The sequence below is a fragment of the Vibrio sp. JZG120 genome (assembly GCF_053890955.1).
The window spans coordinates 46,249-59,787 of sequence record NZ_JBSRRK010000008.1 but is presented as its reverse complement, the minus strand read 5'-3'; the positions used below and the strand labels follow the sequence as shown (position 1 = coordinate 59,787).

The following is a 13,539-nucleotide window of genomic DNA, read 5'->3' as shown; positions in this document are numbered from 1 at the left end:
TGGTCGTCAGCTTTACGCGTTTTTCATTAGGCGAGGAATCGTATCGTCACTACGAAGCGTCAGTACTTCACAACCTTCTTTTGTTACAACAATGGTATGTTCCCATTGAGCAGAGTTCTTGCCGTCGCCTGTGTAAACGGTCCAATCGTCTTGAGCGTCAACAGAGCAACCAAATTTACCTGCATTAATCATCGGCTCAATAGTAAAGCACATGCCTTCTTTTAGTACGCGGCGGTCTTTGTTCTTGTAATGAACCACTTGTGGTTCTTCATGGAACTCATCGCCGATACCGTGGCCACAGAAGTCTTTCACAATAGAAAACTTGTTGCGAGGGTTGTTTTTGTTGTTCTCTTTGATGTATTTCTCGATAGCTGTGCCGATGTCACCAACCGTTGAACCTGGCTTTACGGTACGCATACCAACATACAGTGCTTCTTGAGCAACCATGCATAGACGTTTGTTTGCAGGTGAAACATCACCGACTAGGAACATCTTAGAAGTGTCACCATGGTAACCTTGAGGACGCACGCTCAGATCCGCATTTTCGTCATTTGGAACGATTACGGTAATATCAACGTTTAAGATGTCGCCATCTTTTAGTACCGCTGGCTTCATTTGACCGTTGCTACCGATTTCGTCTTTTTCTGCTGGAATACCGTGGCATACGATATGGTTGATTGAAGTACAAATCGACTTAGGGAAACCATGGTAATCAAGCGGAGCAGAGTATGCGCCTTTTTCTAGAGCGTACTCATGACAGATTTTGTTCAACTCTTCTGTCGTCACACCAACTTTGATGTGTGGTTCGATCATTTCTAGAATCTCTGCGGCCAGCTTGCCCGCAATGCGCATGCGTTCTATTTCTTCAGCAGTTTTAATCTTGATTGACATTGGCTTTCTCTACTTATTCCTAAGCACGTAAACGTGCGAATGGCCGCATTCTATCAGACATCGGGGCGTTAACCCAAGTTAGATAGGAATATGCATCATTCTTAATTCGATCGTATGTTTAAAGTTTTGCTTATAAATAGGAGAAAGTGGCACGGTGAAGAAATAATTTTTACTAGCCACAGTGAGCTAAAATATGGTATAAAGCGCGCCGGAATAGAGGACTGTTCTCTTCGTTTAGCAAAGCTAAGCGGCGAAGCAAGCTTCATCCGAATAACCTTTTATCTTTAAATCACACACATTCCGTCACATATTCCGGGGTGCTGAGCAGAAGCTTGGTCGGAGTTATGGGGAATGTGGAGGCCTAACCCCATAGAGGAATTTAAAATGGCAACTGTATCAATGCGCGATATGCTAAAAGCTGGTGTTCACTTCGGTCACCAGACTCGTTACTGGAACCCAAAAATGAAGCCATTCATCTTTGGCGCTCGTAACAAAGTTCATATCATCAACCTAGAAAAAACTGTACCAATGTTCAACGACGCTCTAGCTGAACTAGCTAAAGTTGGCGAGAAGAAAGGTAAAGTTCTATTCGTAGGTACTAAGCGCGCTGCATCTGAAGCTGTTAAAGAAGCTGCAATCGCAAGCAACCAGTTTTACGTAAACAACCGCTGGTTAGGCGGTATGCTTACAAACTACAAAACAGTTCGTCAGTCTATCAAGCGTCTAAAAGATCTAGAGACTCAATCTCAAGACGGTACTTTTGACAAACTAACTAAGAAAGAAGCTCTAATGCGTACTCGCGAAATGGAGAAGCTAGAGAAATCTCTTGGTGGTATCAAAGACATGGGCGGCCTACCAGACGCTCTATTCGTAATCGACGCTGATCACGAACACATTGCAATTAAAGAAGCTAACAACCTAGGTATTCCAGTATACGCTGTGGTAGATACTAACTCTAACCCAGACGGCGTTGACTACGTAATCCCAGGTAACGACGACGCGATCCGCGCTGTACAGCTATACCTGAACGCTGCTGCTTCAGCAGTATCTGAAGGTCGTAACAAAGACGTAGCTGCAGTTGCTGAAAAAGACGGTTTCGTAGAAGCTGAATAATAGCGGCTCTGTGTCACACTTGGTCTATGTGAAACCTTTGTGTAGCATAAACTAAGTTATAGTTAGCAATGGGGGCCGACAATGTTAGGCCCCTGTTTTTTACCTTATTTCGAATCAAACGAGGAATACAGAATGGCAACTGTAACTGCTGCTCTAGTTAAAGAACTTCGCGAGCGTACTGGCGCTGGCATGATGGAATGTAAGAAAGCGCTTGTAGAAGCAAACGCTGACATCGAACTAGCAATTGAAAACATGCGTAAATCTGGCGCAGCGAAAGCAGCTAAGAAAGCTGGTAACGTTGCAGCTGAAGGCGCAATCATCATCAAAGAAGAAAACGGCGTTGCTGTTCTTCTTGAAGTTAACTGCCAAACTGACTTCGTTGCTAAAGACGGTAACTTCACTGCATTCGCAGAAGAAGTTGCAGCTGCAGCTCTAGCTTCAAAAGCGACTGTTGAAGAGCTACAAGCACAATTCGAAGACGCACGTGTAGCTCTTGTAGCTAAAATCGGTGAAAACATCACTATCCGTCGCGTAGAATACGTTCAAGGCACTGCAATTGCTTCTTACCGTCACGGTGAGAAAATCGGTGTTGTTGTTGCTGGTGAAGGCGACGCAGAAACTCTTAAGCACGTTGCAATGCACGTTGCTGCTTCTAAGCCTGAGTTCGTTAACCCAGAAGACGTACCAGCTGACGTAGTAGAAAAAGAGAAAGCGGTTCAAGTTGAAATCGCAATGAACGAAGGCAAGCCTGCTGAAATCGCTGAGAAGATGGTTGTTGGCCGCATGAAGAAATTCACTGGCGAGATCTCTCTAACAGGTCAAGCTTTCATCATGGAACCTAAGAAAACTGTAGGTGAAATGCTGAAAGAAAAAGGCGCTTCAGTTTCTACATTCGTTCGCCTAGAAGTAGGTGAAGGTATCGAGAAGAAAGAAGAAATGAGCTTCGCTGAAGAAGTTGCTGCAGCTCAAAAAGGTTAATCCTTAGAGACTGTATAAAGATTAGACCGTAGCCTTGGCTGCGGTCTTTTTATGAGCAGTGAACGATTAGCCGTGATGAATAGCCATAACTGAATTTGTGTCTATTCATGACTGTTAATCAACAACTCTCTTTGGAAGGTAAACTCCATGACTACGAACCCTAAACCAGCGTATCAACGTATTCTATTAAAACTGAGTGGTGAAGCTCTTCAAGGTGAAGACGGTTTTGGTATTGATCCTGCGGTCCTTGATCGCATGGCACAAGAAGTTAAAGAACTGGTTGAACTGGGTGTTCAGGTTGGTGTAGTTATCGGTGGCGGTAACTTGTTCCGTGGTGCAGGCCTTGCTGAAGCTGGTATGAACCGCGTAGTTGGTGACCACATGGGTATGCTTGCTACAGTAATGAATGGCCTAGCGATGCGCGATGCTCTTCACCGTGCATACGTGAATGCGCGCGTTATGTCTGCCATTCCTCTAAAAGGCGTATGTGACGACTATAATTGGGCTGATGCGATCCGTGAGCTTCGCCAAGGCCGTGTTGTCATCTTCTCTGCTGGTACGGGTAACCCGTTCTTTACAACGGATTCTGCTGCTTGCCTACGTGGTATTGAAATCGAAGCGGATGTTGTACTAAAAGCGACGAAAGTTGATGGTGTATTTACTGCTGACCCTGTAGCAAACCCAGACGCAGAGCTGTATGATAAGCTATCTTACGCAGAAGTTCTGGATAAAGAGCTGAAAGTGATGGACTTGGCGGCGTTTACGCTAGCTCGTGACCACAAAATGCCAATCCGCGTATTTAACATGAACAAGCCAGGCGCACTACGTCGCGTGGTTATGGGCGAAGCAGAAGGCACGCTAATCAACGAATAAGCTTGTCCTAAGGTGCCACCCAAAGCGTTAGGGTGGCGTTTGCTTTGCTCAACCGTTTTAGGCTTTCTTCAGGAAAGATGACATTTTTAAGGTGAAACTGTGATTAACGAAATCAAAAAAGACGCGCAAGAGCGCATGGATAAAAGCGTTGAAGCGCTTAAGAACAACCTTTCTAAAATTCGTACAGGTCGTGCACACCCAAGCCTACTATCTGGTATTTCTGTAGAATACTACGGTGCAGCAACACCTCTAAACCAAGTAGCAAACGTTATTGCTGAAGATGCACGTACACTTGCAATCACGGTTTTCGATAAAGAGCTGACGCCGAAAGTAGAAAAAGCGATCATGACGTCTGACCTTGGTCTAAACCCTATGTCAGCTGGCACTATCATCCGCGTTCCACTTCCACCGCTAACGGAAGAACGTCGTAAAGACCTAGTTAAGATCGTTCGTGGTGAAGCTGAAGGTGGTCGTGTTGCTGTTCGTAACATCCGTCGTGACGCAAACAACGATCTTAAAGCGCTTCTAAAAGATAAAGAAATCTCTGAAGATGAAGACCGTAAAGCACAAGACGAAATTCAAAAACTAACTGACGTTGCAGTTAAGAAGATCGATGAAGTTCTTGCTGCAAAAGAAAAAGAGTTGATGGAAGTTTAATACTCCCACACACATCACTGTTGGAAAACGCTGTGCTCACAGCTCAGCGTTTTTTTATGTTAGTCTATCCAACTGATGGAACTCAATTAACTCCCTATGCAAAATTCTCAAGCCTTCTCTGATTCCCTTCCTAAGCATATTGCCATCATTATGGACGGTAATGGCCGTTGGGCTAAGTCCAAAGGAAAACCTCGCGTATTTGGTCACAAAAAAGGCGTTAATGCCGTTCGTAAGACCGTGGCTGCTGCTTCAAAGCTTGGCATTAAAGCCATGACGCTATTTGCTTTTAGTAGTGAAAACTGGCGTCGTCCGGAGGAAGAAGTGGGTCTTTTGATGGAACTGTTTATCACGGTCCTGTCTAGTGAAGTAAAAAAACTACACAAAAATAATTTACGGTTGCGCGTGATCGGTGATACCAGTCGATTTAGTGAGCGTCTACAAAAGAAGATTGTAGAAGCTGAAAATCTAACGGCAGGTAACACGGGGATGGTGATCAACATTGCAGCCAATTATGGCGGTAAGTGGGACATCACAGAAGCGGCCAAAACGTTAGCGTTAAAAGCACGCAACGGTGAGATTCGTGTAGAGGATATCAATGAGCAGCTAATCACTGAGCATTTGACCATGGCAGACTTACCTGAAGTGGATCTTTTGATTCGTACCAGTGGAGAGTGTCGCATCAGCAACTTTATGTTGTGGCAAATGGCTTATGCAGAAATGTACTTTACACCCGAGTATTGGCCGGAATTCGACGAAGACAGCTTAGTTGAAGCTGTAACTTGGTTTATCAATCGAGAACGTCGTTTTGGCTGTACAGGTGAACAAATAAAGGCATTGATGGCAGCTCAATAAGGACTAGTTAGTTTGAAACAGAGAATAATAACAGCACTAATTTTAGCTCCCCTGGTTATTTTAGGCATTTTTAAATTACCCCTAATGGGCTTTATTGCCGCTTTAACTGCAATTACCCTATTAGGTTTTTGGGAGTGGACTCAATTTACAGGAAGCAACTCTCGCTTTGCTGCCCTCGTTCCGGCAGTCATTGTTACCGGACTTAGTTTTCTATATATTTCGCCTGACGCACATAGCCTCAACCATTTAGCAACGCCTCATTATGTTGTGCTGGGCCTTGGTTTTGTTTGGTGGATTATTGCTAGCTTAATGGCGATTACTTATCCCAAAACAACGAAATCTTGGCAAAATAATTTTGTTTTACGCCATGTGTTTGGTTTTCTGACATTAATTCCATTCCTTTGGAGTGTAGTTATTCTTAGAGCTCATGACATTACGGTAGATCCATACCACGGAGCAAAGCTCGTGTTATACGTTTGTTTCTTGGTATGGGCTGCAGATAGCGGTGCTTACTTTGCAGGCAAAAGCTTAGGCAAACGTAAAATGGCGCCACATGTCAGTCCGAATAAAACCATTGAAGGGCTTATTGGCGGCATTATCACGGCATTGATCGTGGCGTGGGCATTTGCTGATTGGTTTGATATTCAGTTCTCCAGTCCTGTCCATATGGTGTTGATTACGTTGGTTACTGTTGTTATATCAGTGCTCGGCGATCTGGTGGAAAGTATGTTCAAGCGTGTCTCAGGCATTAAAGACAGCAGCAACATTATCCCAGGACATGGCGGTGTGCTCGATCGTATTGACAGCCTAACCGCAGCATTCCCAGTTTTTGCTCTTCTTTACTACGTATTCTAATTTATCAGGAGCGGCATTGTCGCTCCTGAGCTTTCTAACGGTCTTACAACATGCAAAAGTTAACGATTCTTGGTGCTACTGGATCTATTGGTGCAAGCACGCTTAAAGTGGTCGAACAAAACCCAGAGCTGTTTTCTGTCGTTGCCTTAGCGGCAAGCACCAACGTTGAAAAGATGATCGGGCTATGTCGTCAGTGGCAACCTAAATACGCGGTAATGGCGGACAAAGCCGCAGCGATTCAACTCCAATCTGAGTTACATTTGGTTTCGCCAAACACCGAAGTATTAGGTGGTGTGGATGCTCTATGCCATATTGCATCATTGGACGAAGTTGACAGTGTGATGGCTGCTATTGTCGGAGCGGCTGGTCTACTGCCTACCATGGCTGCTGTGAAAGCTGGTAAGCGAGTATTGTTGGCAAATAAAGAAGCACTGGTCATGTCAGGCCAGTTATTTATTGATGCCGTAGAAGAGTTTGGTGCGGAGCTACTTCCCGTCGATAGTGAACACAATGCTATTTTCCAGTGCTTACCACAGCAAGTACAAACCAATTTAGGTCGTTGTAATTTACAAGAACATGGCATTTCTCATATTTTGCTGACTGGTTCTGGTGGTCCTTTCCGTTACACTGACATCGCAGAACTGGAAAAGGTGACTCCTGAACAGGCGATCGCCCATCCAAACTGGTCGATGGGACCAAAGATTTCCGTTGACTCAGCCACGATGATGAACAAAGGCTTAGAGTATATCGAAGCTAAATGGTTGTTTAATGCGGCTCGCGAGCAGCTAAAGGTTATTATTCATCCGCAGTCTGTTATTCATTCAATGGTTCAATACCGCGATGGTTCGGTTTTGGCACAAATGGGTGAGCCGGATATGGCGACTCCTATTGCACTGACTATGTCATACCCATCAAGGGTTGAAGCTGGGGTTAAGCCACTAGACTTCACGCAAATTGGCGAATTGACGTTTTTGCAACCTGATTTTGCTCGTTACCCATGTCTAAAACTAGCAATTGACGCTTGTTATGAAGGTCAACATGCAACAACGGCACTGAATGCAGCGAATGAAGTCGCTGTTGATGCATTTTTAAATAACAGCCTAGGTTTTACGGATATCGCTCGCATCAATGAGTCTGTGTTGAATAAAATCAATGCAAGCTGCAAAGCTGAGAATGCGAATAGCTTGGAAAGCTTGTTAGAGCTAGATAGAATGGCACGAACTATTGCCCTAGAAACCATACGCGAGCGTATCTGATGACTGGTATATTGTGGAATCTCATTTCTTTTATCGTCGCACTGGGCATTCTTGTCGCTGTGCACGAGTTTGGGCACTTTTGGGTTGCTCGCCGTTGCGGCGTGAAAGTTGAAAAGTTTTCAATCGGTTTCGGCAAGTCTATCTGGAGTAAGGTAGGCAAAGACGGAACGGAGTACAGCATCTCAATGATCCCTCTCGGCGGCTATGTAAAAATGGTTGATAGCCGTGTTGATGAGGTGCCAGAACATGAGAAGCACTTAGCGTTTGATAAGAAGCCGCTATGGAAGCGAACCTCTATTGTTGCGGCAGGCCCTATCTTTAACTTCCTTTTCGCAATTTTCGCCTATTGGCTCGTATTTCTTATTGGTATCCCAGCAGTTAAGCCAGTAATTGGTGAAGTTACGCCCAATTCGATCGTCGCAGAAGCCGGAATTGAATCTGGAATGGAACTTAAATCGATATCTGGTATCAAAACTCCGGATTGGGAATCGGTAAATATGGGATTGATTTCTCATATTGGCGATGATTTGATGACAGTAACACTGACGTCAGCGAATGAAGTTGGTTCAGAAGTAACGAAAACTCTCGATCTGCGCGAATGGGAGTTCGACCCTGAAACTCAGTCTGCGATGCAGTCGTTAGGTTTTGCGCCGTATACACCGGAGGTATATCGCGTTATCGAACAGGTTTCGCAAGGTGGAGCGGCGGAAAAAGCAGGTGTGCTTCCAGGTGATGAGATTGTCGCTATTGGTGAACAACGCGTCACGGAGTGGAAGCAGGTTGTTGAAGCGGTTCGCTCTAATCCTGATACACCGATTGAATTAACGGTATTGCGTCAGGGCTATGAGCAAACATTAACGCTGACGCCTGGTAGCCGTGAGCTAGCTAACAAAGAAGTCGTTGGTTTTGCAGGTATTGCACCTAAAGTCGCAGAATGGCCAGAAAGTTATCGCTTCGACCTTCAGTTTGGTGTATTCGAGTCAGTAGGTAAGGCGGTAGACAAAACCGGCCAAGTCATTGGCTTGACAATCAGCATGCTTAAGAAACTGATTGTTGGTGACGTTGGTCTGAATAATCTGAGTGGTCCAATATCAATAGCCAAAGGCGCAGGTGCGACGGCTGATTATGGCTTGGTCTACTTTTTAGGTTTTCTCGCTCTAATTAGTGTTAACCTAGGTATTATTAATCTCGTTCCTTTACCAATGTTGGATGGCGGTCATTTGTTGTTTTTTGCAATTGAAGCAGTCATTCGACGTCCCGTTTCTGAGAGAGTGCAGGAAATGGGCTTTAGAATTGGTGGTGCGATCATCTTCTCGCTCATGGCGTTAGCGCTATTTAATGATTTTACTCGTCTGTGATAGTTCAGAGACAAAAGCAGTAGCAAGGAATAATTAGAACAAGTATGGCGATTAAGCGAATTCTATTTGCAAGTTTACTGGCGACCAGTGTATCTGCAAATGGAGCAGAGAACTTCGTAGTTCAAGATATTGAAATCGATGGATTGCAGCGTGTAGCACTGGGTGCTGCGTTGTTGAAAATGCCTGTACGTGTCGGTGATACCATTGGCCAAGGCGATGTTGCAGAGATTATCCGTGCACTGTATGCATCTGGTAACTTTGAAGATGTGAAAGTGTTACGTGACGGCGGCGTTCTGATGGTTCAAGTCAAAGAACGTCCTACCATTGCCAGCATCTCATTTTCTGGTAACAAAGCAATCAAGGACGAGCAGCTACAAGAAAACCTGAACGCATCTGGTGTTCGTGAAGGCGAAGCGCTTGACCGCACCACGCTAAGCAACATTGAAAAAGGCTTAGAAGACTTTTACTACAGCGTAGGTAAATACAACGCCACAGTAAAAGCTGTGGTGACTCCACTGCCACGTAACCGTTCTGACCTAAAGTTTGTCTTTACTGAAGGCGTGTCGGCAAAAATTCAGCAAATCAATTTTATCGGCAATGAAGTTTTCAGCGATGAGGACCTTCTTTCTCGTTTTAACTTGAATGTTGATGTGCCGTGGTGGAATTTCCTGTCTGACGAAAAGTACCAAAAACAAGTGCTTGCAGGTGATATTGAAGCGCTCAAATCATTCTATCTGGACCGCGGTTACTTAAAATTTAACGTTGATTCGACACAAGTTGCAATCTCTCCTGACAAGAAAGGGGTATACATTACTCTTGGCTTAGAAGAGGGAAAGGTTTATACCGTCAAGGACGTAAAGTTCCGTGGTGATTTGATTGGTGAGGAAGCGACGTTCGAACGACTTGTACCATTTGAAGACAATGAGACGTACAACGGCTCGTTGGTCACTTCAATGGAAGAGGGTATTAAACGTGTGCTTGGTGAGTCCGGCTACGCTTATCCTCAAGTGAATACCATTCCTGAGTTTGACGATGAGAATCAAGAAGTATCTTTGGTCGTTAACGTCGATCCAGGTAACCGAATTTACGTTCGTGATATCCGCTTCACGGGTAACAACTCAACCAAAGATGAAGTCCTTCGTCGTGAAATGCGTCAGATGGAAGGCAGTTGGTTAAACTCGAAATCGATTGAAACGGGTAAAACTCGTCTAAACCGTTTGGGCTACTTTGAAAATGTTGAAGTACAGACGGTTCGAGTTCCTGGTAGTGATGATCAAGTTGACCTAGTTTACTCTGTCAAAGAAGCGAACTCTGGTAGCGTTAACTTCGGTGTTGGCTACGGTACAGAATCGGGTGTGAGCTTCCAGGTTGGCCTGCAACAAGATAACTTTATTGGTAGCGGTAACCGTGTTGGTATCAACGCGATGATGAATGACTACCAGAAAAACATCAGTCTAGATTACCGAGACCCGTACTGGAACTTAGACGGTGTTAGCTTAGGTGGTAAGGTCTTCTACAACGAATTTGAAGCGAAAGAAGCTAATATCGTTGACTATACCAACGAAAGCTATGGTGCGAGCTTAACGTGGGGCTTCCCATTCGATGAGCTGAACCGTTTTGAATTCGGTGTCGGTTATACGCACAACAAGATCGGTAACTTATCGCCTTACTTGCAGGTAGAGCAGTTCTTACGAGCACAAGCAGACAACATTGATTCTAGTGGAGCGTTGAACACGAACGACTTCGATTTCAATATCTCTTGGACACGTAATAACTTAAACCGTGGCTACTTCCCTACGGCAGGTAACCATCAGCGTGCATTCTATAAAATGACCGTACCTGGCTCTGACGTTCAATACTTCAAAATGCAGTACGATGTTCGTCAGTATGTGCCATTGACTAAAAAGCACGAGTTTACCCTCTTGTTCCGTGGCCGCTTAGGTTACGGTAATGGTTACGGTCAAACAGATGGTAACGATAACTTGTTCCCATTCTACGAAAACTACTACGCAGGTGGCTTTACATCGCTTCGTGGCTTTGGCTCAAACTCTGTTGGTCCTAAAGCGGTTTACCGTGATACATCTGGTTCAAACAATGGCGCAGATACAGCAACAGATGACTCTGTTGGTGGTAACGCCGTAGCGCTAGCAAGTGTTGAGTTGATTGTCCCAACACCATTTGCATCAGAAGAAGTACAAAACCAAATTCGTACCAGTATCTTCTTTGATATGGCAAGTGTTTGGGATACGGAGTTTGACTACCGCGATTCAGGTGCGGAATATGGTGACCGTTACTACTACGATTACTCAGATCCAACCAACTACCGCTCTTCTTACGGTGCGGCGTTGCAGTGGATGTCTCCAATGGGGCCACTAGTATTCTCACTAGCGAAACCAATTAAGAAATTTGATGGCGATGATGAAGAGTTCTTCACATTCACTATCGGTAGAACTTTCTAAAGAGGAAAATATTTTGAATAAAATGATCAAAGCGGCTGGGATTGGCCTTCTTGTACTGAGCTCTTCAATGTTTGCAAATGCGGCAGAAGCTGCACAGAAAATTGCTTACGTAAATACAGCTCAAGTTTTCCAAGCTCTTCCTCAACGTGAAGTTGTACTACAAAAAATGCAAAAAGACTTCAAAAGCAAAGCTGATGAACTGAAGTCAATCCAAGCACAAGCTAAAACAAAGATCGAAAAGCTACAACGTGACGGCGAGCTTTTGGGTCAAGACGAAGTTGAAAAGCTACGTATCGATATCGCGAAGCTAGACAGCGAGTACAAAGTGAAAGCACAAGCACTTGAAAAAGCAAGTGCGCGTCGTGAAGCTGAAGAAAAAGCGAAGCTTTTCAAAACGATTCAAGATGCAGTTAAGAAAGTCGCAGACAAAAATGGTTACGATCTTGTGATTGATATCTCTGCTTTGCAGTACGGCAAGCCAGAATACAATATTTCTGAAGACGTAATTAAAGCTCTAAAATAAGAAGTTATGAAGACATTAACATTAGCCGAATTGGCGACAATTACCGGGGGTGAGCTGTTTGGTGACGAGTCTCTCGTTGTAAGCCGTGTTGCCCCAATGGATAAAGCACAAGAAGGTGACGTAACCTTCTTGTCTAACCCAAAATACGCAAAACACCTTTCTGAGTGCCAAGCTACCGTTGTTATGGTAAAGGCTGAGCATAAAGATCAATGCGTTGGAAATGCGCTAGTGGTTTCAGACCCTTATGTCGCATTTGCTCGTGTGGTCCAAGCGATGGATACCACACCAAAACCGGCAGACGATATTGCACCAAGTGCTGTGATTGCCGCTGACGTTAAGATGGGTGAGAACGTTACAATCGGCGCTAACGCCGTGATTGAAACGGGCGTGGAACTCGGCGACAACGTAAGTGTTGGCGCTGGTTGTTTTATCGGTAAGAACGCCAAGCTAGGGAATAACACCAAGCTTTGGGCTAATGTCACTATCTATCATGAAGTGTCATTGGGTGATGACTGTCTTGTTCAATCGGGCACCGTCATTGGCTCTGATGGCTTCGGTTATGCGAATGACAAAGGCGAGTGGATTAAAATTCCTCAGCTTGGTTCAGTGCGTATCGGTAACCGCGTTGAGATTGGTGCTTGTACTACGATTGACCGCGGTGCACTCGAAGATACTATCATTGAAGACAATGTCATTCTGGATAACCAACTTCAAATCGCGCACAACGTGCAGATCGGATATGGTACCGTGATGCCTGGTGGTACTATTGTCGCGGGCAGTACAAAAATTGGTAAGTACTGCCAGATTGGCGGCGCGTCTGTTCTGAATGGCCATATCACTATCGCAGATGGTGTGGCGATTACAGGTATGGGCATGGTAATGCGCAGTATCGAAGAAAAAGGCCTTTACTCATCAGGTATTCCACTACAAACGAACAGAGAGTGGCGTAAAACTGCAACTCGAGTTCACCGTATTGATGAGATGAATAAGCGCCTGAAAGCGGTTGAAAAACAGCTGGAACAGAAAGAAGAAATTTAGAACAAGTTATCTTTCGCTCTGTATTTAACGTGAAAGCTAACAGGCTCTAGTTCCATATTCTGTACGAAGACTCGCGAAATGCGGGTCTTTTTCTTCTATAATGACGCGCTCTAAGTAGATTTAACTCCAAGATGGTGCGTATTTTGCTAGTATATTGCAAAGCGATTCGGCTTTACGACCTGTTGCCACGTTTGCCATCTTGGCGGCAAAAAATTGATATAGGAAGACGACTTTGACTACTGAAAAGAAAACGATGAACATCTCTGAAATTCAAGAGCTACTACCTCATCGCTACCCATTCTTATTGATCGACCGAGTGATAGACTTCCAAGAAGAGAAGTACCTTCACGCGATTAAAAACGTGTCGGTTAACGAACCTCAGTTCACAGGTCACTTTCCTCAACTACCAGTATTCCCAGGTGTTTTGATTTTAGAAGCAATGGCTCAGGCAACAGGCTTACTTGCATTTAAATCATTTGGTGCACCAACAGAAAATGAACTGTACTACTTTGCAAGCGTAGACGGCGCGAAATTCCGTAAACCAGTGGTTCCGGGCGACCAATTGGTTATTGAGGTAGAATTTCTGAAAGAACGTCGCGGCATTGCTGCATTTAGCGGTGTAGCAAAAGTTGACGGCGAAGTGGTATGTTCTGCAGAACTGAAGTGTGCTCGTCGAGAGTTTTAAT

General features: G+C 44.6%; 13 protein-coding genes. 12 read left to right on the top strand and 1 reads right to left on the bottom strand.

The genetic code is table 11. The features are described 5' to 3' along the window. Positions 1–12: 12 nt before the first annotated feature. Complete coding sequence (gene map, locus ACWPOD_RS16490) at positions 13–891, bottom strand: type I methionyl aminopeptidase (protein ID WP_005380326.1); 879 nt, start codon at positions 889–891, stop codon at positions 13–15. Between the two features lie 384 nt (positions 892–1,275). Between map and rpsB the strand changes: the two genes are divergently transcribed. From rpsB to fabZ, 12 genes are all read left to right on the top strand, one after another. Beyond that, positions 1,276–2,004: a 30S ribosomal protein S2 gene (gene rpsB, locus ACWPOD_RS16485; protein WP_012841501.1), complete on the top strand. Its 729-nt coding sequence runs from the start codon at positions 1,276–1,278 to the stop codon at positions 2,002–2,004. A gap of 132 nt (positions 2,005–2,136) precedes the next feature. Then, positions 2,137–2,982: a translation elongation factor Ts gene (gene tsf / locus ACWPOD_RS16480; RefSeq protein ID WP_012841502.1), complete on the top strand. Its 846-nt coding sequence runs from the start codon at positions 2,137–2,139 to the stop codon at positions 2,980–2,982. Between the two features lie 147 nt (positions 2,983–3,129). Next, positions 3,130–3,855, top strand: coding sequence for a UMP kinase (pyrH, locus tag ACWPOD_RS16475; protein ID WP_005380329.1), 726 nt, complete (start codon positions 3,130–3,132; stop codon positions 3,853–3,855). Positions 3,856–3,954: 99 nt separating this feature from the next. Then, the gene (gene frr / locus ACWPOD_RS16470; RefSeq protein WP_005380330.1) at positions 3,955–4,512 is read left to right on the top strand and encodes a ribosome recycling factor; all 558 of its coding nucleotides are present in this window, start codon (positions 3,955–3,957) and stop codon (positions 4,510–4,512) included. Between the two features lie 96 nt (positions 4,513–4,608). Then, positions 4,609–5,364: an isoprenyl transferase gene (locus ACWPOD_RS16465; RefSeq protein WP_006741661.1), complete on the top strand. Its 756-nt coding sequence runs from the start codon at positions 4,609–4,611 to the stop codon at positions 5,362–5,364. Between the two features lie 12 nt (positions 5,365–5,376). Continuing rightward, a complete protein-coding gene (locus ACWPOD_RS16460) occupies positions 5,377–6,219 on the top strand; it encodes a phosphatidate cytidylyltransferase (protein WP_048625888.1) in 843 nt (280 codons plus the stop codon). Between the two features lie 50 nt (positions 6,220–6,269). Further along, entirely contained in the window at positions 6,270–7,475 is a 1,206-nt protein-coding gene (gene ispC, locus ACWPOD_RS16455) for a 1-deoxy-D-xylulose-5-phosphate reductoisomerase (RefSeq protein ID WP_047008882.1), read from the top strand. Beyond that, entirely contained in the window at positions 7,475–8,833 is a 1,359-nt protein-coding gene (gene rseP / locus ACWPOD_RS16450; RefSeq protein WP_456232064.1) for a sigma E protease regulator RseP, read from the top strand. Before ispC ends, rseP begins: the two co-directional genes overlap by 1 nt. Before the next feature lie 44 nt (positions 8,834–8,877). Then, positions 8,878–11,292: an outer membrane protein assembly factor BamA gene (gene bamA / locus ACWPOD_RS16445; protein ID WP_456232063.1), complete on the top strand. Its 2,415-nt coding sequence runs from the start codon at positions 8,878–8,880 to the stop codon at positions 11,290–11,292. Between the two features lie 13 nt (positions 11,293–11,305). Beyond that, positions 11,306–11,815 (top strand): OmpH family outer membrane protein, encoded by a 510-nt coding sequence (locus ACWPOD_RS16440; RefSeq protein ID WP_005391804.1) that lies wholly within the window; start codon positions 11,306–11,308, stop codon positions 11,813–11,815. Positions 11,816–11,821: 6 nt separating this feature from the next. Further along, positions 11,822–12,853 (top strand): UDP-3-O-(3-hydroxymyristoyl)glucosamine N-acyltransferase, encoded by a 1,032-nt coding sequence (gene lpxD / locus ACWPOD_RS16435; protein ID WP_005380347.1) that lies wholly within the window; start codon positions 11,822–11,824, stop codon positions 12,851–12,853. 232 nt (positions 12,854–13,085) lie between these two features. Then, positions 13,086–13,538: a 3-hydroxyacyl-ACP dehydratase FabZ gene (gene fabZ, locus ACWPOD_RS16430; protein WP_005380349.1), complete on the top strand. Its 453-nt coding sequence runs from the start codon at positions 13,086–13,088 to the stop codon at positions 13,536–13,538. Position 13,539: the final 1 nt, after the last annotated feature.